Source organism: Pedobacter ginsengiterrae (assembly GCF_039537385.1).
Lineage (GTDB): Bacteria > Bacteroidota > Bacteroidia > Sphingobacteriales > Sphingobacteriaceae > Pedobacter > Pedobacter ginsengiterrae.
Genome location: NZ_BAABAK010000015.1, coordinates 357,913 through 383,151, shown reverse-complemented (window position 1 = coordinate 383,151; position 25,239 = coordinate 357,913). Strand labels below are relative to the sequence as shown.

Below are 25,239 nucleotides of genomic sequence, written 5' to 3'. Positions count from 1 at the left end.
ATAAAAAGAATCATGAATAAAAGAAATTTATATACAGCTATTTTGTGTTCGGTAGTCATTTTTACAAGTTCTTGCAAAAAGGAATTTTTGGATCCGTCACTTAAAACTTCTGTTGCAGCAGAAAATGCTTTCGATACACAATTTCGTATTGAGAGCCAGGCAAATTCATTATACGGCTCATTAAAAAATGGGTCTTTTTACGGAGGTAGGTACTTAGCATATGGAAATATAAGAGGCGAAGATTTCATAAATGAAACTGGAAACTTAGTTACTGCTTCTGATGTTTGGAGCTTGAACCTTGCAAATAGTGCAACTTCTGTAAAAGGATTATGGTCTCAAGGTTACCTAACTATAAACAGATGTAATGTGTTTATTGATGGAATGGCCTCGAAGGGTAATTCTGTAGTTGGTGATGCTGCTGGTGCAAAGTATATTGCCGAAGCTAGATTAATTAGAGCATTATCTTATTATAGTCTACTACAACTTTTTGCCAGACCTTATGCAGATGGAAATGGCAGCAAGCCAGGTTTGCCTTTACGTTTAGTCGGCATCACTGGACCAGGCTTCTCAGATTTGGCTCGTAGTACCGTAGATCAAGTTTATACTCAAATACTTGCCGATTTAAATTATGCAGAAACAAATCTTCCAGCTACAAATGCGTCAGCATTACTTAATACAACAAGAGCACATAAAAATACCGCTATTGCCTTAAAAACAAGAGTGTATTTAACTATGGGTAAATGGGCTGAGGTAATTACAGAAGCGAACAAACTTGTTCCGGCTGTTGCTCCATTTAAGGCTAAGGTTAATGTCGCTAATGATTTGGTTACCGATATTGCATCAGTATTTAAAGCACCATATACAACTGCAGAATCGATTTTCTCTTTACCTATGACTTCTTCTGCGAGTCCACTTGATTATCCTGGAACTCAAAACTCATTAGCATCATATTTTTATTTTACTAATGCAACCCCAGGTACGACAGAGTACTCACTTAATCCAGTAGGCATTATTGCAAACACAGGTTGGAAATCTACAGACAAAAGAAGAGCATTACTATTTACTTCTGCTGCTTCAAAGCAGTTTGTTGCAAAATTTGTTGCGCCAAGTCCATATACAGATTATGTTCCAGTTATAAGATGGTCTGAAGTGTTATTAAATTTAGCAGAAGCTAGAGTACGTAGTACAAACACAGTTGATGCACAGGCCCTTTTACTTCTTAACGCAGTTCGCCAACGTTCAGATGCTACAACTACGTTTGCGCCAGCAACTGTTGCAGATTTTACAGATGCTTTATTGCTTGAGAGAAGAATAGAATTCTTAGGAGAAGGCTTAAGAGGTCCCGATTTAACTCGTTTATTATTAACACTTCCGCTTAAAGGAAGTGCACCAGCTAAAACAGCAACAGAAAATGGATATATATGGCCAATTTCTTCAGATGAGTTGTCATTAAACAAATTGATGACTGACAATTAAAGTATTAGCTTAACTTATAAACAGAAAAAGCCAGCAAATTTTGCTGGCTTTTTCTGTTTATAATGATTTTACTTACTTCTTATCTACACTGTATTTCCCTGGGCCAATAAAAATTAGAGAGAAAAATACAATCCCTAACTCAATGGCGTGACTAGCGCCACCTAAACCATCGCCTTTACCAAAATGAACCAATGCTGCGATAATCATGGTGAAAACTAACAGAATGCAAGCAGGACGATAAAATAAGCCTACAATTAGTAAAAAACCACCAAATGTTTCTGTCGCTGCGGCCATAAAACCCCAAAAAACAGGTAAAAAATCTATTCCAATAACTTTCATGCTTCCACCTAAACCTTCCCAACCTTTTGGGCCGCCTGCCAGTTTAGGAAAACCATGAATAATAAACATTACACCAACGCCTATGCGCAGTAAAAGCAATCCTGTGTTGCGATATTTTCCTAAACTATCTAAAATGGCCATACTATATATATTTAAACTCTACGTTATTTATTTCGACTTTCAATTCAACTTCTGCGCCAACAACCATAGTTAGGTTGTTATCAATATGTCCGCTTGGGAAATTGAAACAAACTGGGTAGTCATACTCTTTAACGATATCCCAAATTACCTCATCAGCACTTTGTCCGAAAGGAATTTTCTCTATTTCGATTTCGTTAAATGCTCCAATAATTAAGCCTTTCAATTTCGCCAGTTTGCCTGCTCTTTTAAGCATTCTCATCATTCGGTCTATCGAAAATTCATGCTCGCCAACATCCTCTAAAAAAAGAATCTTATTATCGAAATCCATTTCTGAAACGGAGCCCTGAACCATACAAAGCAGTGTTAAATTTCCACCGATTAAAAGTCCTCGGCAATGCCCAGCACGGTTGTTAAACCCACTCTGGTGTTGGAAAACTTGTTTTTCGCCAAACAACGCCTTTTGCAAGGAAACTAAAGACTCTGTAGTAGCTTCCTCAAAAGTATAAGGCATTTGGGCGTGCATCGATTGAATTTGCAATTCCGCAAAAATGTGCGATAAGAGCACGGTAATATCACTAAAGCCAATAACCCATTTTGGATTTTCTTTAAAATGGGTAAAATCCAGTTCATCAATAATACGAACAGTACCATAACCACCACGGCCTGAAATAATTGCTTTTATCTCTGGATCATCCAAAAAAAACTGAATATCAGCAGCACGCAAAGCGTCATCGCCAGCAAACTGATGTGCTTCTGCATAAACACTTCTACCAATAATTACATCTAATCCCCAACTTTTTAAAACCGAAATGGCATAATCTATAGGCTTGGGTAATTTTTTCGCCGCACAAACTATGGCGATTTTATCTCCTTTTTTTAAATATGGTGGCTGCTTTATCATGTTCAAAACACTTATCTTTGCCAAAATAAATAATTTGTTTTGGATAATAGTAAAATAAAAAGATATACCGTTACTGCAGCACTTCCTTACACAAACGGACCAGTGCATATCGGTCATCTAGCGGGTGTTTATATTCCTGCCGATATTTATGCCAGATACCTGCGCTCAAATAAACGTGATGTAAAATTTGTTTGTGGTTCTGATGAAAACGGTGTGCCGATTACCTTGAAAGCTAAAAGAGAAGGGATTACGCCGCAAGAAGTGGTAGATAAATATCATAAAATCATAGGCGATTCTTTCAAAGAGTTTGGCGTTTCTTTCGATATTTACCACCGTACCTCATCATCTACACACCACCAAACGGCGGCAGATTTTTTTGAAACACTATATGATAAAGGTGTTTTTACAGAAGAAATTACCGAACAATATTACGATGAACAAGCTAAGCAATTTCTTGCCGATCGTTACATTACTGGTACCTGCCCTAACTGTGGAAATGAAAATGCTTATGGTGATCAATGCGAAAACTGCGGCAGCACGCTTAATGCTACCGATTTAATTAACCCGAAATCTACGCTATCAGGTAATAAGCCAATTTTAAAAGAAACTAAAAATTGGTTTTTACCTTTAGATAAATATGAAGGTCAATTAAGGGAATATATCGAGAGCCATAAAGAATGGCGACCAAATGTTTATGGCCAATGCCAAAGCTGGTTAAATGCAGGTTTGCATCCTCGTGCCATGACTCGTGATTTGGACTGGGGAATTCGTGTACCCGTTCGTGGTGCAGATGGTAAAGTGCTATATGTTTGGTTTGATGCGCCAATTGGTTATATTTCAGCAACAAAAGAACTTTGCAACTATGCCAAGCTTGATGTATGGAATCCAAAAGCAGAAGAATACTACATAAATAATTACGAAAGCGATAAATGCGGTTGGGAAGAATACTGGAAAGATGAAAGCACAAAACTAGTACACTTCATCGGGAAGGATAATATCGTTTTTCATTGCATTATTTTCCCAGCAATGCTGATGGCTCACGGTGGTTATATTCTGGCCGATAATGTTCCTGCAAACGAATTTTTAAATCTCGAAGGGCAAAAAATATCAACATCTAAAAACTGGGCCGTTTGGCTAAACGAATACCTGCGAGAGTTTGAAGGCAAGCAAGATGTTTTACGTTATGTATTAACTGCAACAGCACCCGAAACAAAAGATAACGACTTTACCTGGAAAGATTTTCAGGCTAGAAATAATAACGAATTAGTGGCGGTTTTAGGCAACTTCGTTAATCGGGTGGTTGTTCTTACACATAAGTACTTTAATGGGGTTGTGCCAACCTTAATGGAGCTTAAGACTGAAGATCAGGCTGTTGTAGACGAGTTGGCTTCTTTCCCTGCAAAAATTTCTGCATCGATCGAAAATTATCGTTTCAGAGAGGCTTTATCGGAAGTAATGAATGTTGCTCGTTTAGGTAATAAATACTTGGCCGAAACTGAACCTTGGAAACTGATTAAAACAGATGAAGATCGTGTTCGTACAATATTGAATATTTCCCTTCAAATTTGTGCCAACCTGCAAATCCTGGTCGAACCATTTATGCCTTTTACTGCAGATAAGTTAATGAAAATACTTAATAACGGTAAGCAGGCCTGGGCAGAAGCGGGCTCATCGCATTTAATTAAACGCGGCCATAGCATAAACGAAGGTGAACTTTTATTCGAAAAGATTGAGGATGCCGAAATCGATTTTCAAATCGAGAAATTAAATCAAAGCAAAGCTTCGAATGCGACCCCTGCAGCAGCAATACCTGCTAAAGAAAACATTAATTTTGATGATTTCTCGGCAATGGATATTCGTGTTGCTACTATTGTTTCCGCAGAAAAAGTAGAGAAAACCAAAAAACTACTAAAACTTACCGTTGATACTGGTATTGACCAACGTACGGTAGTTTCGGGCATTGCAGAGCATTATAAGCCAGAAGATATCATTGGAAAACAGGTAAGCATAATCGTAAACCTGGCGCCAAGAGAAATTAAAGGTATTTTATCGCAAGGGATGATTTTAATGGCTGAAAATTCGGAAGGCAAATTAACCTTTGTAGCACCCACTGAACAATTTGAAGCTGGTAGTGTAATACGATAACTAAGTTTGAACGCGATAGTTCAGTCACCTAGTAATGACTAAAGAGAATCATAGTTATTCAGCGGATGAGATGGAAGTTTTCTAAACTTTAGGTCTAAGTTCGACTCATCGAGGGACCACAAGCATGGTAGATACTTTTTGTACTACCATGTTTTTTTTGCCCTGCTTTTACGTGTCATTTTAGCCTTATTAAAATAGCATAACAACAAATCCATTTTTTAATATATCTAGGTGAGGCTTTTGCTGCATTAAATCTTCCAAAATCTCATTGGCGGCGATTTCAGGCTTTTCCACATCGCAACTTCCCACACGCAGTTGCAAATTTTTTTGTTACTGATCGCGCTTCTAAAATTTTTATGCTCGATCAACCGCCGACAAACTCGTCATTGTTAACCTGGTTTTTCTGCTCATTGCAAAATCACTTCAACGGTTCGTCGAGAAATTACAGGCGTTGGTCTAGCACTTACCTAAACTGGTATAATACAAGGTTTTTGCCTGCAACGTTTTAGGCGTAATGGCGTCTTAATAACAAAACAATAGCAAAAACCTAAAATATAAAAGATATGAAAACCTTAGCAAAAACATTATTCGCAACAGCATTAACAGCAGTAGTATTAACTTCTTCAGCTATGGCAACTCTCGCCACCGAGCCTGTTACAACAGATATAAAAACATCTTCAATTAAAACTTTTGATAGGATTTGGGTAAGTGGGAATGTAAAAATCGTTTTAACGCAGGGCGATAAACAATCCGTAGAAGGCGGAGACAATTTTAACCCTGCAAAAACTTCGGTTTACAGCAATGGTAAAATTCTAGTTGTTAATTCAACCGAAACTGGTGAGGTTACCCTTAACGTTACCGTTAAAAATTTAGAAAGAATAGAAGCTTACGGTCAGTCGCAAGTGATAACCACTAATAACCTGGATTTAAAATACCTGCAGTTATTTTTACACCATAGCGCTACAGCTAGAATCAAAACTACAACCGCAAGTTTATATTCAGTAGTGAATGATGATGCGGTATTGAAACTAAACGGTACTGCTGATCAGAGCACGATCATCGCAAGTAATCAGAAAAACTTGAAGCTTAATAATTTTGCAAGTCAACGATCAGCTTCTTACGCCTCGGAAGCGATTATGGCAGCTGAACATAATGCAATGAATTTAGCAAAATAAAAAAATCAAACTCACGTTATAATTTGGCCGCCTATTAAGGCGGCTTTGTTGTTTAAAATTAAATATTTCTTATGCTGGCGCTAAGTCAAATCAGTATTAATTTTTAAAACTTTTCGTTTTAATCTTTCAACCTCAGCTTTCTCCTTTTTACCTTAACTTTCTGTTTCGAGTGCGTTTGTGATTTGCGTTAAAATTTTTTCGCTGAAATTATGCTTTCCGTTTAACCACTTGTTAACTTCGGTTATTTGGGTATCAACCAGATGAGCGAGCGTATTGGCATTGAGTCCTTTTTGTGTAAGAAGCAGACTAACTTTTGCTGCGGTTGCTAAATTTACCTTTGTCAATTTTTCGATGGCTGGGTTTCCATTTTCCAGTATCCAGTTCGAAACAAGATCTTCCTTCTGGGTATTCATACTTGTAGGCTACGCTTTTGTTGTTTTTAATTTTTTTGCAAAGATATTATCTTTGTTTTCTGCCAACAATTTTATTTGTAGCAAAATAGTAAAGAATAGCAGGCTACACCAATAAGGAAAAGCTGGGCAGTTTTCTTCCATTCCGCCAAATGATATTACAAAATGCATCAAAATTATCTAGAATTTATTTCTTTTGAAATTTTGAGGAGCATAATTAAAATATACGGAAACTTGTTGGCAAGGATTATTCGATGGCAACACTTATCGAATATTCAACTTTGTCTAAAATCACTAAAGTTTTTCCTACAATTCCGATATAAAACAAGGGATATAATATTAATAATGGTTTAATTCTATTCAAAACTCAACTCTTAGGTGTTAGCATTCTTTCTAATAATTTGCTAAATTCGAAACTTATAAAAAAAAATGTTCTCAAATGAAAAGCAAAGAATGAGCTTTCAAATTTATTATTGACGTTAGTGGTAAATCAATTATATGGTGGATCTTCTAGCTGAACTACTCTTGCTCAAAGTTTAGCTGACTTGGTTGGAAGCACAACGACTTCATTTGCAAGACAGTACAATACTTTATTTGAGAGTAATTATGGAGATCAGGTTGGTGTAAATTTATCCGCAGGGCAAATAACTGGTCAATGAGGCAAAATATTTACATTTAATATAACTGTCGATGAGGGGGTTTTACCATCATGCCATGCGTTCAATTTTAGTTTTTAGTAAACATTTTAAGTGAAAAATATAATTCGGATATTGTGCATCCTGATAGCAGTTTTTATTGTTATCAGGTTAATTACCTCAACGGTAAGTGGTCTAAGAAAAATAAGTTCGACAATGATTAAGGGGAGGGAAGTGCCGTTTCCGAAAATCACTAACACATATCAGGAAATTTTTCCTCTTAGAGAGAGGGCAAAACTTACGCCTTCTTATACCTTTTATAGCGGTTTTAAGGATCCAATAGCGACTTTTAATTATCAGGGGGATAGGTTTTCAATATTAGTTTATAAAATTAATATTGATACTAATGTATTTTCTTTGAAAAATTCATTACAATTAAATTACGAGGATTTGCCTACTGCATCTCCTGATGTTGTTTATAATTCTTCATATAAAAACAACTACATAAGGTTTAATGATGCAGAAGTAAAGCCTGAAAAAATATCTGATCTTTTTCTAAATATAGATGGTGAAAATATTTATGAAGCCGAAACAGATTCTACGTATTTTTTAAAATTAAGATATAAAAGCTTTAGTTTACGTTTTTCAAAAGATGGAATTATCAATGCATCTTCAAAGACAGCATCAAAATTGCTATGGAAACAAGTTCCTATAGAATTGTTATTTTTAAAAAAGAAAGATGCGGTTTTTATGCTTTTGCTTAGCCCTACGGATCTCGACTACAAAGATTTGAATCAAAGAATTTTACCTAACATTATTCAACAATGAAAAATATAGCTAATCTACTATTAGCATCTGGTCTCATAATGGTCTTTGGATGTAACTTCGAGAAAACTGAGATTAATGATAAAAAAGATAAAGAAAATGCTTTGAAACTAGTTTCAGAATTTTATACGACACTGGAAAGCGAGAATTACAATGAAGCATATGGTTTCTTTATATCCAAGAATACAAATCTTTCCGTATCTAAGAGAGACACACTACTAAAAAGATTGTTTGTGAGCCAGCTCATGAAATTTGGTAAGATTTCTAATGTTGCAATAAAATCTGTTACAACTAAGGTTTCTCAAGAAGGAAATTCTAAAACTGGAGCTTATCTATTAACGTATCTCGTTACAAGAGGTGATTTACATCAAACAATTGAAGACTCATTTTTGCTTATAATTGAAAACTCAAACCTTCGTATTGCGAACTATAATAGTCGACCAATTGTCCTCAACTAATTAGAGTTAGATAAGGAAATTTGAACAATTGTACTCTTCAACTAAATTGCGATTTGAAAACAAACTTCTGCTCCTAGATTTACATTTGAAAATAGAAGTTATTCTTAAATAGATTTATTGGTTTGCATTTAGAGTTCACTGTGTTTCTGGTTTCTAACTGATGGTATAGTAGGTGTTTGCACGGTTTGGTTCGAGTCCCTTTCAGGCTACTGGATTTATAATTCCTTTATGGGGCAGTGCGCCATAAAGTGAAGTGGAATTAAACACTTAACTACATTTCTGCGGTAACATACATGGTAGCGCCACCAACTTCATTTTTGCGCCATAAACCAAGACTATTACTTCTTAACCAACTATCTGAAGCACCCAATTTGGCGGCGAAAACAATACGTTTATTATCTTCCTTACCATCGGGAAGGTATTCGAATGATACAACAAAATCTTGAGCGATATAAATATCCTCATCTGAAAGATCGATTGAAAGCCAACCTTTTTTTAGAACTTTTCTTTTTATAATACTTTTTTCAATTAATCTTTCTGCAGGCATACCGTTTTTAAAGGCATAAAAATTAACCCTGATGGTTACCTCGCGTTCATCGTTAGATATTAAAAAAATGTTTGCATCCAGTATTTTTGCAGCCGATTGAAGGTGAATTAACCTGGCTTGTTCGAAAATATCTGTAGAGGTTTTACTGGAAGTAGGTATAGACACCATTGGCGTTCTACCCGTGATGCCTAGTTTGCGGACTTTTCTTTTCGTATTACTGATTTTTACCTCGTTAAGTAGCTCTATCTTTTCGCTTAAAGTGATCTGAAGATTAGGTTGTTTTGCTAATTCTGTACCTGAAAATGTTTGCTCTTGAAATCCTATACAAGAAAATGTAAAAGATTCGGCTAAAAGATCTTGAGGGATACTTAGCTTAAAGTTTCCTTTGGCATCGCTGATTGTACCTATTTTGCCGCCCTTTACCCCAATATTGACGTAAGACAATGGACCTCCCTTAGCATCGGTAATTTTGCCGCTAATTAACTGTTGCGCCTTAGCTTTTAAAAGAAAATCGCTGGTAAAAAGAAATAATAATAGATAAGTACGCATGTTTTAAATGTATAATATTGTTGCAATTTCTTTGCAAGTTTTAACATACTTTAACTTAGAAACGTAAAGGTTAAGCATCAGAAGATTTTTATAACAAGTAAGTAAAATTACTTGACTTGTGAAGGGAAAGAAAAATAAAAACAAGCACCCTTTCCTTGATTGCTTTCTACCCATATTTTACCGTGGTTGGCTTTCACAAATTCTTTGCACAACATCAAACCTAAACCTGTTCCTTTTTCGCCTTCTGTTCCGTAAGCTACTTCAATATTGGCAACCTTAAATTTTTCCAGCTGTTCCATACTAATACCAGTTCCATTATCTTTTACAGAGAAAATTATTTCATGCTTTTGTTCATCAGCCTTGGCTAATATTTGCACGTTGCCAGAGGCAAAGCTGAATTTTATGGCGTTAGATAAAAGGTTTCGAATAATAAAATCAAAATGATCTGCATCGCCATATAAACTGATTTCGGATAGAGAATTGTCGGTAATTGTGATTTGTTTTTCCTCGGCCTGATGGTAAAGTAAACTAATGTTTTTCTCAATTAAAATTTTCGAATTAAAGCTGACAGGATTTACCTGGATGCCTTGCAACTGTGTTTGTCCCCATTTTAGCAAAGAATTTAGAATTTCGAGGGCTAATTCTCCTTGCTTTTTCATCATCGATACCTTGGTTAATACCTGCGAATCGAGATCTCGTTTCTCCATAAGCGAAAGCATGGTAGTGATGCCACCAATAGGGTTTCGGAGGTCGTGTCCAATAACAGAAAAAAGCTTGTCTTTAACAAGATTAGTTTCTGAAAGTCTCTTGTTTAATTTTCGGGTGTTGTAAAAATGATAAGCACCCATTGTAATTATAAAAAAGGCAAATACTGACGCAAAAATACCCACATTACGTTCGAATGTTCGATGTTGGTTGGTAAGTTCGAGCTGAAAAATACTTGCCCTTGATCGCTCCAGTTCATCATTACCTTTAACAATAACAGATTCGCGTGATTTGTTGATCACAATAAGCGTTTGCAGCAAATTGTGGTGTGCTTCCAGTGCCAGAATTGCTTCTTTAAATTTGTTTTGTTGTTGATACGTTTCACTCAAGCTGCGGTAAATTTCTGCAGCCAATGGTTTGTTGTCAATTTCCTTTGCAATAACAAGTGCACGGTTTAAATGATTTAGGCTTTGCCCTGCATTATCATTTTTTAGTACGCCAGCTATATTAATTAAGGATCTAGCTTGTTCTTCAGGAATGGCATATTGCACAGCCTTCGACAAGGAAAGTTTATGATAGCTGAGTGCACTATCTTTGTTTCCGATGCGGTTATGCACCATACCGCTACTGCTTAAAAAATCTAAGTGGGCACGTAAATGTGCGGGTTGCTGATCACTTTTATTTAATCCTTCATTAAAAATAACCAAGGCCCTGTTATTGCTGTCTATATCCGAATAAAGATTACCTAGTTTTTTAAGCAGATCAAGATAATCGTTAGAAAGGGGTTGCATTTCGCCAATTGCTTTCGCTTTAAGAAAATATCCAAGTGCTGCATCACTGTTACCCATGTGTTGGTTAACTTCTCCAAGATTTTTATAGCTAAGAAACGTACCATGATTTAAATGAAGTGCTGCATAAAGACTTATCGCTTTCTCCAGATTAAGATTTGCTTGTTTGAGGTTTTTTGCCTTACCGTACAGGTAGCCGAGAAACATATAAGCATGGGCACTTTCTGCATTTGAAGGATTGATTTTTTTATGCAGATTAAGGGCTTGAGTTTGATAGCTTATGGCCGTTATAAGAGAATGATATTGCAAGTTGAGCACTGCCATTTGCGAGAGCGTACGAGCTTCGCCAAGGGTAAAGTTAGTTTTACGAGCTTCCTTTAACGCATATCTGGCGAAATTTACCGATAAAGCAGGTTGATTGGCTTCGTGCAAACGCGATTTTTTTAATAGCTGACTAACGATTAATGTATCACGCGAAAGCGTTTTATAATTGCTTTTCTTGTCTTTAGCAAATACAAACAGGCTTAACATACAGAGAAAGGTTATCAATTTGATAATTTTCATATTAAATATACGATGTTAGGTGCAAGCTAGGATTTAATTTATTTTGGTGCTGAGTTTTATACGTTGCAGGCTTCGAAAGTTATCTAGCGATGATCTAATCAAAATGAAGATGCCCTGCAATTTATACTTTTTCTTTCACAGGAAAATAGGCTGACGATTCGGTTTTGGCTCATTAAAATAAACGTGATGATTTAGGGGGAATAATATATCTGGTAGTAACAGGGCTTTTTGAGAGATTTACACGGAAAATAGAAATAAGTTTGAACAATTGCAATTCAATTGTTCAATTATTAATTTTTAACCCCCATAAATAAGACTTTTCCTAAATTAGAATACCTTAAAAGCCTTTGAAACGCCTTTAAGGGCGTAATCTAGAGTTGTGCTTATTTTATATATTTAAAGAAAATTTCTTTATAGCTATCCGAAATTGGAATCAGCTTATCGCGAATGCTGATTCGTCCTCTTTCAATAAAATCGATTTTATCAAGAGATACAATAAAGGATTTATGAACACGCATAAAGTTAGGTTCAGGCAGGCTTTTCTGAATACTTTTCATGCTTTGCAGAGTTAAAATGGTTTCGTTTATGGTTCTGATGACAACATAATCTCTTGCGCCTTCAAAGTAGCAAATATCGGCATGATTTATTTTGACAAACCGATTCTCCGTTTTAATGAAAATATATGACTGCTGAGGTTGTGAGGAGTTTGTTTCGTTAAAAAATTTATTTTTTGCAGCAAGCAACCAGGCTTTTTCTACAGCAATTTGAAAGTTTGCCATAGTAATAGGCTTAAGCAGGTAATCAAGTATTTCGAATCGATATCCATCAATAGCAAATTCGCTATAGGCTGTAGTTACTATAACCATACATTTTTTCTGCAACAGTTCAAGAAATTCTAAACCACTTAGTTCGGGCATTTGCATATCCAGAAAAATAAGATCTATTGCTTCCGATTTTAAATAACTAATCGCTGCCAAAGGATTGGATACAGCAGAAATTAAATTCAATCCTGGTGTTTTTTCGATATAATCGGATAGAAGGGACAATGCCAAAGGCTCATCATCTACCACCATGCAGTTTAATACATTAGCCATTGATGGTCATTTTAAGTTTCACATCAAATATGTTATTATTTTCAATGATTTTAAGCTCGAAATCATTTGGCTTTAGTAGTTCTAATCTTTTACGCACATTTTCAAGCCCTATTCCACCAGTTTCATCTTTATGCATGTTATTCTTTTTATTTTTAATATTAAAATAAAGCCATTTATCTTTAACACTAATAGTTATAGAAAGCGGATATTCTGTAGTTTTAAGATCGCCATGTTTAAATGCATTTTCTACAAAAGGAATTAAAGTTAGTGGAGTAATGGTTAAACCCTCATCAATACCTTCCTCAATATTAATGTTTATGCAAGGCGTAAAATCGTACCTCATCAATTGCAAATCTATAAAGTTATGCAGGTAACTTATTTCTTTACTTAACAACACCAAATCTTCTTTTTGATAAAGCATATAACGAAGCAGTTCGGATAGCTTACTTACGGCGGGGAGTGCATTTTCTGATTTTTGATAAATTAAAGTGTAAATGCTGTTTAAATTATTGAAAAGAAAATGAGGATTAATCTGAGACTTTAAAAAAGAAAGCTCTGCATTTCTGGCTTGTAGCTCCAGCGCCTGTTTCTTCAGCTTGCTAAAACGCTCGTACTGTACCCCGAAAAACACAATAGAAAGCAAACTAAAATAAATGGTAAAGTAGATGTTATCGGGGATATAAATTTTAGCCGTTCGGGCATTTGTTCCATAATTATGATGCCCAGTGATGGCAAAAATAATTATTTCTTCTATCAGGTAACGAAGCGAAATCATAAGCGGAATGGCAATTATTAAATATACCAAAGTCGTAATTATGGTTCCTTTACGTGGATAGAGGTAAAAAAAGAGTAAGTATGTTAAAATAGCATCGAGCAAAAAAACATAGAAAGAAGTATTTAAAAATACATGGATAAGGTTTTGAAAAAAGCCTGCAACGCCTTTTCCATTACTAAATTCATTAACAGAACCCGAAAGATGATCTGCCAAATAGAAGGCGGTAAAACAAAGTATCAGCAGCGGGATTTTTGGTCTCATAACTCAAATCTACAGCTTTATATAGATTCTGAAATACAACATTAACAGAAAGTTAGCTTTCTATTAAACCTCCAAAATTTTGCAGAATAAAACAGCCAGTTGGCCTTCACTATTGCGCTTGTTAAAGATTCTATTCTTTATTGTTGAGGTTTGGATTTCATCTTTAGCAAAAAACAAACCGACAGGCATAGCGACTAAACCGCAATTATTACCTGTTTAAAAAGCCAAACTGTATTAGCGATGAAATATTTCTACCTATCGATTATTTTAATTTTAATAACTGGTTTTAGTGAAGCCAGACAAGTTGCAACGATTGATGGAACAATTATCGATTCAGTTAAAAGAGCTATTGCAGGTGCTAGTATCACCATACATAATTTATCGAATCAGGTAATTTATAAAACAGTTTCGGATGGAACAGGAAAGTTTTCTATTAAAGGGGAAATAGGTAAAAGTTATCTGGCAGTTAACCACATGGGATATATTCCTTATCGCATTAGCTTAACAGATACTACAGGCTTCTTAAATATTGTTTTAATGTCGACAAGCCAGCAATTGAAGGAAGTAATAATTAGCAGCAGTAGACCTTTTTTACAACAAGAGCCCGACAAGCTTCTGGTAAATGTAGATGGTAATCCGAAAGCTGGTATCAATGCCGTAGATGTACTAAAAAAAATACCTGGTGTGCTTATCAATCGTGATGATATTACCGTAGAAGGTAAGCCTATTATGGTTTTAATAGATGGAAAACCTACTCGGCTCAGTGGCAATTCTTTAATAACATTACTCGAATCGTCGCCCAGTACAGATATCGGACAAATTGAGGTTATTTATAATCCTTCTGCAAAATATGATGCTGCTGGTGCTGGCGGAATTATCAATATTAAAACCATTAAAAGGATAAAGCCAGGATATGATGCAACTATCAATTTTACTTTAGGACATGGCTGGAAATATCCATCGGCAAATGGAAGTGCAGGGCTTAACTATAAAAAAGGGAAAAATAATATAACCCTCAATTATAGCCGTAGCGGAGGTAAACAATATCAGGAATTGCAAACTGTAAATAAGCAACAGGATTTGAATCAAACACTGCTTGATTCGTCGGTTTACAATACACCTTACCAAAGTCAAAATATTCGGACTGGCTTCGAACGTAGTTTAAATACTAAAGAAAGCATCAGCGCATTGTTAACAGGAAACTACAGTAAGAGAGAACCAGGTTTTACCTCTATTGCAAAAGTTGGGTCTTTTTCTAATGCTAATGATTTTGATTATACGTTGTCTGAAAATCCAGGCTCTGTTGTGAATAAGGGCTTAAATTTAAACCTTAGTTATCGATATTTAATTGATACCAAAAAGCAGCAGGAACTTAATATAGACGCCGATGCGGGATTATTTGAATATCACAATGAGAGTAAAAATTTAATCACCCAGCTAAATAATGGCTTACCAATAAGTCGAAATTATATTCAGGAAGGAAAAACTACCTCACAGATTTACAGCTTAAAGGCCGATTATACACAGAAAATAAAATCTGGTACGCTCGAAACTGGTTTAAAAATTAGCGACGTTGGTTTAGAGAATAATTTTAGTTCTGTAATGAGCAGTCAGGGGCAACCTGTTCTGGATTATGGAAGTAACGAATTTCATTACGATGAAACAATTATTGCAGTTTACGGTGCCAGCCGAATGGTTTTTGGTAAATTTAGTTTGCAGCTTGGGCTACGGGCAGAACAAACTTTTACCAGTGGCATATCGCTAACGCTCGGAAGCAGGGTTAAGAATGCCTATTTAAATCTTTTTCCGAACTTTAGCTCAGGGTTTAAAACAGGAAAGCACGCCTTCTCGTTAACTTATGGAAGAAGGATAGGCAGGCCATCATACAGCGAGCTGAATCCTTTTATGATTGTTACAGGTGCTTTTAGCTCGAGAACAGGAAATCCTTATCTCAATCCTTCTTATACCCAAAATTTCAGACTTGCTTACGTGTACAACAGCAAGCTTAATTTTTCTACCTCTTATTCTACCACTAAAGATGTAATTACCGATTTCCAGACGAGGGACAACCAGGATGAAATTTACAAAGTGCTTAAAGCGAATATTAGTAGTTACCACAATATGGGCTTTAATATGTCGTACAATAATACCTTGTTTAAAATCTGGCAGCTTAATTACGCTTTAGGAATATCGAACAGTAATTATCGCTTTAATTACAATAATGTAATGGAACAGGTTAAGCAAAGCACAGGTTACTTATCTATCGGAAATAACTTTCAACTTAGTAAAACTGTTTATGCCGAAATATTTTTCTATGGGCAGGCTAGAGTAACTTATGGTACATATATAAATCTCCCATTTAGTACAACGAGCTTTAGTGCAGGCAAAAAAATATGGAAGGGTAATGGCAATCTTGGTATCAGTATCAACGATATTTTCTTTACAGGCATAACCCGAAGTTTAAGGAATTATGGGAATATAGATTATAGCGTAAAAAGTAAATATGATAGCAGAAGCATCCGCTTAAATTTTTCTTATCGTTTTGGCAACGCCCGAATCGAAGGTAGGAAACGAAATTCTGGTTCGGATGAGGAACAAAGGCGAAATCAGTAAATTTAAAGAAAAAATGCTTTAGGTTTTGGTTTCCGCCATTCCCATGGTGGTGTTGGCTTTGCATCTTTCCACAAACCAACTTTATTTCTTCTGGCTTCTATTTCCAGTTGTGCATAAAGCGGGTCGGTAGAATATTTTTTAAAATGCCAGGCCATGCCTTTTTTAATCATTTCCTGATTAACGGTTTGTTTTCTTGAATTAATTACTACGGCAATAAGTCTTTTATAGCGATCGTATTTCTGTGCCTGAATGGTAACGTTTTGCCCAAAGCATAAATCCGATAGTGCAATTTTGGCGTTATTACCAAAAGGTTGTTTTCTTCTTTTTTCTGGACAATCGATATGTGCCAGTCTTATTTTTATTGGCGTATTTTGGTATAAAACCTCCATCGTATCGCCATCCAAAATTCGAATAACTTTGGCGGTAAAAACGGTATTTTTTAAATTGCGTGGATCAGCAAGGCCGAAAGCCTGCCCAGTAAAAAGCAGTAAAATCAGGGCGGTTATTTTTCCCATCCACATAAAGTTTTTTTGTCTTTGGTTGCTTTTTCAAGGGTGGTTTGCACAATTTTATATTGGCAATTGCTTAAACCACGGCAGCTGGATTTTAAATGATATTTCGTAGCATTTTCGCTGCTGCAAATATAAACAGTGGTTGGTGCATTGAATAGAATGTTGGTAAACAAAAATAGGAGTAGGGAGAGGGTTTTCATAGGGGGATGATTTAGAATTAAATAGAGGGTTATTAAGGTTACTTAATTGTTATCAAGTATTAATATCAGTTAAAGGTTTTTTAGGCGGGTAATTAATATTTTTTCCATTCAAAACTTCTAAAACCACTTTCTAATGCCCACTTTCTCCATACAGCTTCTAGAATTTCATTATCTCTTAGCCCTTTTGGATATTTGTATGTTTGCAATTTATCGTTTTTATCACGTTCATGTGTTTCTAATATGTGAAGACTGATAAATTGATTTTTCTTTCCAGTTAATGCAGGTAAGGTTAGCAATTGATTTGCTTTAAGAGTAGTTGCTATATCTGATTTATTAGCTATACAGAACTGTCGTATCTTATCTATTTCAAGAATGCCGAAATAAAATTGACTGTTCGTTTTTTTATTTAAATATTCCAAATAACCATCTGTGAAAATGTAAATATTGTTTTCATAATTGATAAAAGTTGTATCAATGCCGTCAGTTAACTCCTTGTTTTGTTTGATAATTCCTTCATTTTCAATTTTTTCACTTAAAATGCTTATTAAATCCAAGCCTTGGTTTCTCGCATTTGCATAAACACTTTTTGCTTTCTTTTCAAAAACTTCAATTTGTTTCTGCAATCCATTATTCTGATATACTCCAGTCGAATTTATAAATTGTTGTTTTGCTCCTAAACCTTTGAATTTATCTATGTCAATAGATGCTGAAACCAATCCTGAAAATGTAGAAAACGTAACAGAAGATTTATCACCAATTTTCTCTCCAGGTTTGACACATTCGTTCTTGAAAAATTGAATTATTTTATGGATTTCTTCCAAATCTTTCGATGGCTTATTATCGAGACGACTAGACATATCTGAAAGAATAACAATGTTTTGATACGTCAGATGTTTATTTTGTGGTTTTGTGTCAATAATGCCACATGACGTAAACAAGAGTATTACCAGTATATTAATTAAAATGGGTTTCATTCTTATAGCTTAATTAGTTGTTATTACTTGCTCAATTTCTCGAACTCTCCGAGCTACTTCACCAGTTGCGTAAAATTTGGGGAGATGCTCTATAAAACCAGAATTATATGCAGTAATAACACTTTCCAAAATTACATCTGTAAAGATTTTTCCACTTATTATCTTGTTACTAAAATCATCGAAAATTGCCTTAATTTGTTTGTGTAACTCCGCATAACTATTTTCGATTTGATTTTGGAGATTATTGATTTGCATCTCAAGATTTAGGATGTCGTCTTTCTTAATATTAATTGCGACATCAATTTCTTTAATTCGGTTAATAATGAATTCTTTATTCCCATTTAATTCTATCATTTCTTCATCCAGCAGCTGGATTTTTTTACTTTTTTCCGCGTCGACCAGCTCTCTTTTTGAAAGCTTATAGACACCAGTTATATTCTCAATTAAATAATGGGTAATAATTAGAGGAACCATTCCAAACATAAAAATCATCCAAAATTCGCCATGTTTGATAACTTCCCAAATTTGCATTTGAGATTCCTTACCTACTAATAAAGAGTTTATTTTATCAGTATTAATTGCAATCATTCCCGCGACTATGATGTCAAAAACAGCAAGTCCGACCCAGAATAAAAGATGATTTACGTACTTGTTTTTACTCCCGAGCAATTTTATATTGGATAGGAGAATTGGGAAAAGAAAGAAAATCGTGGCAATAAATCCGAACAATAACCCTTGTTGTTTAAATATTTTAACAATGGCATTAGCATCAACGAGTTTTGGTAACCCAGGATTTATACCCGCCTCTAAAGAGGCACTATATGCATTACTTTCAAAAAGCATTTTGTACAACGCCGAAGCAAAAAAAAAGGACAAATAACAGGTGAAAATAGTTAACAGAAAAGCTACTAATATTGTGCCGACTGACCAGAAATTTTTGACTACAAAAGATTGTTCAATTGTTTTACGCTCTAGTTTGTTTTTTTCAATTTCCTTATTGATTTGTAATAATCCCTTTTCCTCAGTCTGTTGATTCCCAGATTCTAATACAGATTTGTCTTGTCTTAATTGTGAAATTTTATCTGTGATTTGCCTATTTTCTAATTCACTGTCTTTTTTCGCTACAATAATTTTGTTCTGTTTTTCGTCGTCCAAGTTAGCTTTAGTACTGATAAAAGCTTTTGAGATGTTAGTAGTTAAAATATTTTTCTTACTACTCAAACTGTCGTCTGTCGCAAAAGCTCTAATTTCCTCTTTTATACTGTTATATTCTGCTCTAAATATTTCAATGCTTCCTTCACTATCTTTTGAGGAATCGTATCCTTTGTTTCTATATTCATCAGTATTTATTTGTGCTGCTGAATATACGAGGTCGTGTAAATGTTGAGAAAAAGTATCTATTACATTTATAGGTTGAGTCTGCTGAAGATTATTACTAGATAATTGCATTGTTATGTTTACATCGATGTTATGGTCAATATTATACCTTATTCGTTCAAATTCAGAAAAGAATTGTTTATAAGTTGTAGGATCATCTGAAACCTGAATATTCTCAACATTATTATTGCTTGCATTATAGGAATAGTTATATGAGCCGTTTATTGAAGTTTTGTTATCTATTAAACAAAATTTATGGTGCATCATTCCTCTATCATCACCTGTGTCAAATGCGTGAACGCTGATATTTGCGCCTTTAAACATTAATTTTACAGTTTCATTAGAAGCGTTTGAAGATAAAATAACATCAACATTGACATTTCTATTTTTTGCTTCAATAATTGCATTTGCAATATCTCTATCTGTGAACCACGCCATCGCTAGATAAATACTTGCTTTTGCATTTTGAATTTCTGAAATAATTCTTTGCTTTATTTCGACGCCAGTTGTTAGGATATCATTCATTTGTTATTTCTTTTTCAAAACGAGGAATTGCCGGTTTCTGTCCCGAGAAACTTTTGGCAATCCCTTCATTTTTTGAGAGCGGAGCGTTATTAAGTTTGATTAGTTAAGAGAGGAGTGAAGAATCTGAATAAAAGGCATTACAAAAGCATTTTTTGTCGCCTCTTCGGTATTAATTTGATCTTTTAAGCCATTCACCCTTTGGTGTAGCTGATCGAGCTTTAATTTTAGTTCCATAATCCAGAAATGATTTAGTCTGTTGGTTGTGAAGTAAAATTACTGCCGCCCGATATGCTTTCCTTACGGGAAACCGTAAAGGCTAAAATTCTTTTTTTATGCTTTGGGGAACAACTGCGAATAGATCCATGATGTTACCAGATATCTCTCTTTTCCCTTTGATAAAATTAGATCCACTTGCCTCGAAAATCGCACAATCCCATTTATTATAGCCATAATTGATTATATTTGTTTCAACCAAAGGGGTTGCTCAATCCCATATCAAAAACTCCAATAATTTTCCAGCAAACAAGTCTACCTCAATTCCGCATCAAGTCCACCTCAGGTCCGCGTTTAGTCTATGTTCCAGCTATGCCTGCATGCACCATGCTCCTAGTATGCTTCGTATCTGCTTCCTGAATACTTTAGTTCTGGAGAAAGGTACTCCAAAGGGCGTATCATCCTTTTAGAATGGTGTAGAGAATAATTAGGGTTAGGCAGCGGCGAAGATTTGGTGTAGCTTAGCCCAGCAAGTGGCAAAACTTTGGATTTTTAGCTTAGGCCATTTTAGATATTGGGCATTCTTCAAAGGCTATACTAGCAAAGCTTCTGTCTGGTTTAATTGGCAGGTTAATTATATAATTCCGAAGTCTTTGCAGTAAGCTACCAGTTGTTCATTTTTGGTAAACTCCAATAATTCTTTCATCATATTCAATCGTTTTTCAACGCTGCTTAAACCAAATGGTTTAAGGTTGTTTTCTTGCAAATAAACAGGTATGTTTTTTTGAAGTGTACCTTGAGAAAGTTGAGTAATGATGGCGATATCATAAGGAGTAAATTCAAAGGTGTTTTTTTCTTTCACACTCTGTTTTAAATCGGGCGAGATATAAGTTTTGCCCTTTGATAAGGCATCGATGGCAAGTTTTAGATCTTTAGCATCGTGGCGTGCTTTTCGAACATAACCATTTATGCCGTGTTTTTTAAAAAGCTCGTCGATTAATGCGGGTTTATTTTCTGCCGAAAATACCAGTACTTTAATACTAGGCTGTATTTGTTTTATGGCATTGATCAGTTCTACGCCACCAGCAAGTTCTTGTTTACGATGATCTTCTTCAAAAGAAAGATCGGTAATAAGTAAATCAAAAGTTATTTCTGCATTTACGTTTTTCTTAATGTGCATCAAGGCATCATCGCAATAGTAACTATATTCGGTTTGCGTTATGTTAAGTTCTTCCAAAGTTTTGCGCACCGAAATACTGGTACTTTCATGGTCTTCGGCAATTAATACTCGTTTAAACATCATCATTAATATTTAGGAAACAGGAAATGAGATTTGGATTTTTAGTCCTTTCTGCACTTTGGTATCAAAGGTAATTGCTCCTTTAATTTGTTCTATACGGTTTCCCGTATTTCGGAGTCCGTTTCCTAACAAAGCATCTTCGGGCATACCCAAGCCATTATCCGTATAGTAAATATTTATTTGTTCGTTTATATTTTCAAATCTTAGGGCTACATTACTCGCTTTACTGTGTTTTTGCATGTTTACCATCAATTCCTGAATAACGTGTTCGAGTTCGTAGCGGCTTTGTTCATTTACTTTGAGCCACAATTCCGCATCATTACCAGCAATTAGTATTTTAGTGTTTTCAGTTGCGAAAGAGCTTAGTAGTGCCGAAATAATTTCGTTAAAAGGCTTGTCTGGCGACACGGGCTTCTCGTAAGAAATATCACGCGATTTTTCGTAAAGGTTTTCTATTTTATCTAAAATAAGTTCTTTATTTAGGTTTAACTCATTTTCGATTTCTGTCATCACCCGATATAAACCATTGGCAACAACATCGTGTACTTTTTTCGAAGTTTTTAATCTACTCTCGGTAATCGCCTTTTGCGCTTCGGCCTTCATGTTCTCTTGTCGCTTGCGGTACCAAAACGCACCAATAATGGCTGCGGAAATAAAGGTGATAAATCCAGCCAGGAGCAGGAATTCTCTTGTTGCTAATTCATATTTTTTTTCGGTGTTTTCTTTTTGAAGCTTAAGATTGTCGGCTTTGGTTTTTTCTGACTCATAACGGATGAGCGCAAATTGATTTTTAGCGGCGTTTCTGATCGTTTGTAAACTATCTTCCAGATTTTGATAGCGATCGAAGTATCGTATTGAGTTTGCAGGAGCACTGAGTTTAATCAATTTTTGCAGGGCTTGAAGCTGATCGCCAGGGTTGTTTATTTCTTTAGCCGTTTGATACATCCGTTCAGCGAAATAAAGTGCTGAATCGGGTTTCTTTTTTGTGTAATAATCGGCTAATGCAAAATAACTATAGTTGAGCCCCTTTATGTCGTTTTCTTGTTCACGAATTTTTAAAGCTTTAAGTAGTGGAGGTGCGGCATTGAATTGTTCATTTTGTAACCATTCGGTATAAACAAGATTTGTCAGGGTTCTTGCATATTCGGTTTGACTTATGTTTTTTGCTAAAATATCTTTGTATATCGCCAGCGCTTTCGGATAATTCTTCAGCCTTTTATAAGCATTTGCAATATTATTTTGAACAACTAATAAGCCCAAATTACCTACCGTATATTTTTTAGATTTCTCGTAGAAAGTTATAGCCTGCTTATATTCTTTTAGATTATCGGATGTAATCCCCAGATTATTATAATTAGATTGAATGTAAACATGTTGCTTCTGGTCTTTTTCATTAAAGTAAGCTATCGCATTTAAGGAGAGTTCCTGCCCGCCAAAATAATCGCCTCTATCAGCAGAAATTATGGCCATATTAACCAGGCACTTTCCAGCACCTAAGCTATCGTTTTGTTGAATAAAAAAATCTTTTGCTTTGTTGAAATACAGAAATGCGCCATCAGGTTTTTTTGTTTCCCGATAAGCAAAGGCTTTATCATAAAAAGGGTTTTCAGTAGTTTTTTCTTTCTTGATTTCTTTTTTATAACAGGAAGAAAAAAGTATAGGGAGCAAAAATAAAAGAGCGGGATATTTCAAAATTTGTTAGGGTTTAAGCCTAAATTAAGAAATTAATAATTTCTTTCTGATAAAATTATTTTACCAGAAAGAAATATTTTAGATTAAAAGATAATAAATAGGCCGTGTAAGCCTATTCATAATTCTTTAACTATGGTTTTGGTGGAGGTAACTGACCATTCTCTCCGGTAACTGGGCCGCCACCACCCGTGTCGCCTCCATCACCATCACCACCGTCGTCTGGTGTGCCTTGTGTGGTTACGACTGTATTGTTATTATTTGGGCAGGTATTACCTGTTGAAGGATTTACTAATCCTAATAGAATTGCAATAAATAATGGAATAAACATTTTTTCAAAAATTTAGAAAATGAAATACTAGGTAGTTCCCCACGATCGTTCGTGGGGGCTGCTACAAACTGTAAATCAGAAGGCCTTCTGAAATTTTTGGGAAGTGTTTTGAGTTTCGATCACGGGCGCTTATAACTGCTTCCCAGGTCGGTTATTAAGACCCGCGATTTCTGCTCATTAGTAATCAGGTTTTTTATTTTAGCTTTGATAATGAATCATTGCGTTAGCTGATTGCTGATACAAATATGAGGGCTGCAAAAAGCTTATTTGGAGATAGTTCGGGTAGTTCCTTTAATTCTGTTGAAAATTCTGGAAAACCGTAAAAATTCCGAAAATTCTGTTGTACTTTTATACTAAATGCTTTCTATTAATGCCTGATTTTTCTCCAACACATATAAGATCTGTCTATATTGATTTATGTAAAGACCCAGTTTTTTCAATTAATTTGAGGATTCCTACTGATGCTCGAATAAAAAGAGAATGCAAGGATCTCTATAAGAAAAAAAATACCTTAGGCGACAAACAGATCGTAAGAAATTTTCTCCAATTATCAGATGATATTGAGATTGAGTCGGCACTTAAGAAAGTAAATGCAGATAAATTTAAACCTGTTGTTAATTTCTTGAAAGATGTAACCAAAGATCCTAGAAATGAAACTATAGAGCTTGTAGCTTGGTTAATAAATTTTAAGTTTGAATTGGGCAAATCTGAAAAAGAATCTGACGAAAGTGAAGATTCAAATAAGGAAGATAATGAGTTACAGATTATAGGGAATACAAGTAGAAACGAAGATCCAAGTATTCAATCAGAGCCTGATAGTGATTCTATCAATTCGTCAGCTCAAGAACTATTAACCCAACCAGAAACAAAAGATTTCGTGAGCCAAGTTGAAACCGTTGGTGATCCAATAATAGTAAACCAACAAAAAACTCGTCCCTCATTTCTAAACATCTTTTTAATCACCATAATAATTTTATTAATTGAAGCTGGCGCAATTTTTTTATGGAGAAATTATACAGATCGTATTAGTGTACCTGCGGTCGATGAAGGATGTATGTATTGGGCAGGAACCCATTATGAGCCAATTAAATGCGAGGATATAAAAGGAGATCTACCTGTTATTCCTTTAGACGTTAAAAAGTTGAATAACCTTAAAAAAATCTATTTATCAGATACGCTGACGCAAAAATCCTTAGGTAAGGTATGGTATTCTAGTGTGGATAAAAAACACGAATTTTTTACAGATAGCGGTATGCATCCAGTTGATACGGTTAAGAGGCTTAGACCACTCACTTCATATATTTTAACCAATCATACTTCCAGCCACCGCTTTATATTAAATGTTATAGCTTTGGTTTGCTGTTCAATATTGGGGGCAATATTATTTGCTTTTGGGTTAGATTATTTGATAAGAAAACAAAAAAATAAACGGCCAGTTAAAACTGACTAAGCTTTTCATCTAACCGTTTTTGTAAATCCTTTTTAAAATCATCATCGAGTTTTAGGCTATGATGTTGCGAAGCATTAAATAGCGACTTTACCATGTGGTTAATTACTAAACTCTGCTTTTCGAAAGTTTTACAAATGGAACAACCAGCTAAATGAATAGATAGTTCTATTTTTTCGCGAATTGTAATTTTACCGATTTGTTTCTTCTCGATTAAAAAGGTTGCTTTCCTGCAATTGTATTGAATCTTTTTTAGTTCGTTCATTTCGT

Annotated in this window: 22 protein-coding genes; 7 read left to right on the top strand and 15 right to left on the bottom strand. The window is 35.0% G+C overall.

Going from position 1 to position 25,239, the window contains the following annotated elements; all coding sequences use genetic code 11:
* The first annotated feature begins 12 nt into the window (after positions 1 to 12).
* Positions 13 to 1,476 carry a RagB/SusD family nutrient uptake outer membrane protein gene (locus ABD692_RS14755; protein WP_316755019.1) on the top strand — a complete coding sequence of 488 codons (1,464 nt, stop codon included), beginning with the start codon at positions 13 to 15 and terminating at the stop codon, positions 1,474 to 1,476.
* 72 nt (positions 1,477 to 1,548) lie between these two features.
* On the opposite strand, the gene ABD692_RS14750 is transcribed toward ABD692_RS14755, so the two are convergent.
* Positions 1,549 to 1,956 (bottom strand): DoxX family protein, encoded by a 408-nt coding sequence (locus tag ABD692_RS14750; RefSeq protein ID WP_316755021.1) that lies wholly within the window; start codon positions 1,954 to 1,956, stop codon positions 1,549 to 1,551.
* Between the two features lies 1 nt (position 1,957).
* Positions 1,958 to 2,857, bottom strand: a complete 900-nt coding sequence (locus tag ABD692_RS14745; RefSeq protein ID WP_344768191.1) for a S66 peptidase family protein — start codon at positions 2,855 to 2,857, stop codon at positions 1,958 to 1,960.
* A gap of 39 nt (positions 2,858 to 2,896) precedes the next feature.
* Here ABD692_RS14745 and metG point away from each other — a divergent pair, with 39 nt between their 5' ends.
* Entirely contained in the window at positions 2,897 to 5,002 is a 2,106-nt protein-coding gene (gene metG, locus ABD692_RS14740; RefSeq protein ID WP_344768189.1) for a methionine--tRNA ligase, read from the top strand.
* 563 nt (positions 5,003 to 5,565) lie between these two features.
* Entirely contained in the window at positions 5,566 to 6,177 is a 612-nt protein-coding gene (locus ABD692_RS14735; protein WP_344768188.1) for a GIN domain-containing protein, read from the top strand.
* Positions 6,178 to 6,329: 152 nt separating this feature from the next.
* On the opposite strand, the gene ABD692_RS14730 is transcribed toward ABD692_RS14735, so the two are convergent.
* A complete protein-coding gene (locus tag ABD692_RS14730; RefSeq protein ID WP_316755030.1) occupies positions 6,330 to 6,590 on the bottom strand; it encodes a hypothetical protein in 261 nt (86 codons plus the stop codon).
* Positions 6,591 to 7,438: 848 nt separating this feature from the next.
* Between ABD692_RS14730 and ABD692_RS14725 the strand changes: the two genes are divergently transcribed.
* Positions 7,439 to 8,050 (top strand): hypothetical protein, encoded by a 612-nt coding sequence (locus ABD692_RS14725; RefSeq protein WP_344768186.1) that lies wholly within the window; start codon positions 7,439 to 7,441, stop codon positions 8,048 to 8,050.
* The gene (locus ABD692_RS14720) at positions 8,047 to 8,505 is read left to right on the top strand and encodes a hypothetical protein (protein WP_344768183.1); all 459 of its coding nucleotides are present in this window, start codon (positions 8,047 to 8,049) and stop codon (positions 8,503 to 8,505) included. The genes ABD692_RS14725 and ABD692_RS14720 overlap by 4 nt, the downstream gene beginning before the upstream one ends.
* A 271-nt stretch (positions 8,506 to 8,776) precedes the next feature.
* Here ABD692_RS14720 and ABD692_RS14715 read toward each other — a convergent pair whose 3' ends face one another.
* From ABD692_RS14715 to ABD692_RS14700, 4 genes are all read right to left on the bottom strand, one after another.
* Entirely contained in the window at positions 8,777 to 9,601 is an 825-nt protein-coding gene (locus ABD692_RS14715) for a carboxypeptidase-like regulatory domain-containing protein (RefSeq protein ID WP_344768181.1), read from the bottom strand.
* Between the two features lie 107 nt (positions 9,602 to 9,708).
* Positions 9,709 to 11,658: a tetratricopeptide repeat-containing sensor histidine kinase gene (locus tag ABD692_RS14710; RefSeq protein ID WP_344768180.1), complete on the bottom strand. Its 1,950-nt coding sequence runs from the start codon at positions 11,656 to 11,658 to the stop codon at positions 9,709 to 9,711.
* Positions 11,659 to 12,041: 383 nt separating this feature from the next.
* A complete protein-coding gene (locus ABD692_RS14705) occupies positions 12,042 to 12,752 on the bottom strand; it encodes a LytR/AlgR family response regulator transcription factor (protein WP_344768178.1) in 711 nt (236 codons plus the stop codon).
* Positions 12,745 to 13,788, bottom strand: coding sequence for a sensor histidine kinase (locus tag ABD692_RS14700; protein WP_344768177.1), 1,044 nt, complete (start codon positions 13,786 to 13,788; stop codon positions 12,745 to 12,747). Before ABD692_RS14700 ends, ABD692_RS14705 begins: the two co-directional genes overlap by 8 nt.
* Before the next feature lie 240 nt (positions 13,789 to 14,028).
* Between ABD692_RS14700 and ABD692_RS14695 the strand changes: the two genes are divergently transcribed.
* The gene (locus tag ABD692_RS14695) at positions 14,029 to 16,401 is read left to right on the top strand and encodes an outer membrane beta-barrel protein (protein ID WP_344768175.1); all 2,373 of its coding nucleotides are present in this window, start codon (positions 14,029 to 14,031) and stop codon (positions 16,399 to 16,401) included.
* 2 nt (positions 16,402 to 16,403) lie between these two features.
* Here the strand turns inward: ABD692_RS14695 and ABD692_RS14690 are convergent, their stop codons facing one another.
* From ABD692_RS14690 to ABD692_RS14660, 7 genes are all read right to left on the bottom strand, one after another.
* A complete protein-coding gene (locus ABD692_RS14690) occupies positions 16,404 to 16,916 on the bottom strand; it encodes a thermonuclease family protein (RefSeq protein ID WP_344768174.1) in 513 nt (170 codons plus the stop codon).
* 289 nt (positions 16,917 to 17,205) lie between these two features.
* On the bottom strand, positions 17,206 to 18,087 hold the full coding sequence (locus tag ABD692_RS14685; protein ID WP_344768172.1) for a hypothetical protein: 882 nt from the start codon (positions 18,085 to 18,087) through the stop codon (positions 17,206 to 17,208).
* A 9-nt stretch (positions 18,088 to 18,096) separates the two neighbouring features.
* Positions 18,097 to 19,989, bottom strand: coding sequence for a phospholipase D-like domain-containing protein (locus ABD692_RS14680; RefSeq protein WP_344768171.1), 1,893 nt, complete (start codon positions 19,987 to 19,989; stop codon positions 18,097 to 18,099).
* Between the two features lie 99 nt (positions 19,990 to 20,088).
* Positions 20,089 to 20,223, bottom strand: coding sequence for a hypothetical protein (locus ABD692_RS14675; protein WP_344768170.1), 135 nt, complete (start codon positions 20,221 to 20,223; stop codon positions 20,089 to 20,091).
* 613 nt (positions 20,224 to 20,836) lie between these two features.
* Positions 20,837 to 21,508, bottom strand: coding sequence for a response regulator (locus ABD692_RS14670; RefSeq protein WP_344768168.1), 672 nt, complete (start codon positions 21,506 to 21,508; stop codon positions 20,837 to 20,839).
* Between the two features lie 6 nt (positions 21,509 to 21,514).
* Positions 21,515 to 23,194 (bottom strand): tetratricopeptide repeat-containing sensor histidine kinase, encoded by a 1,680-nt coding sequence (locus tag ABD692_RS14665; protein ID WP_344768166.1) that lies wholly within the window; start codon positions 23,192 to 23,194, stop codon positions 21,515 to 21,517.
* Positions 23,195 to 23,324: 130 nt separating this feature from the next.
* Positions 23,325 to 23,522, bottom strand: coding sequence for a hypothetical protein (locus ABD692_RS14660; protein ID WP_344768165.1), 198 nt, complete (start codon positions 23,520 to 23,522; stop codon positions 23,325 to 23,327).
* A gap of 370 nt (positions 23,523 to 23,892) precedes the next feature.
* Here ABD692_RS14660 and ABD692_RS14655 point away from each other — a divergent pair, with 370 nt between their 5' ends.
* The gene (locus ABD692_RS14655; RefSeq protein ID WP_344768163.1) at positions 23,893 to 24,972 is read left to right on the top strand and encodes a hypothetical protein; all 1,080 of its coding nucleotides are present in this window, start codon (positions 23,893 to 23,895) and stop codon (positions 24,970 to 24,972) included.
* Here the strand turns inward: ABD692_RS14655 and ABD692_RS14650 are convergent.
* Positions 24,959 to 25,234 (bottom strand): hypothetical protein, encoded by a 276-nt coding sequence (locus tag ABD692_RS14650; RefSeq protein ID WP_344768162.1) that lies wholly within the window; start codon positions 25,232 to 25,234, stop codon positions 24,959 to 24,961. The genes ABD692_RS14655 and ABD692_RS14650 overlap by 14 nt on opposite strands.
* Positions 25,235 to 25,239 lie beyond the last annotated feature (5 nt).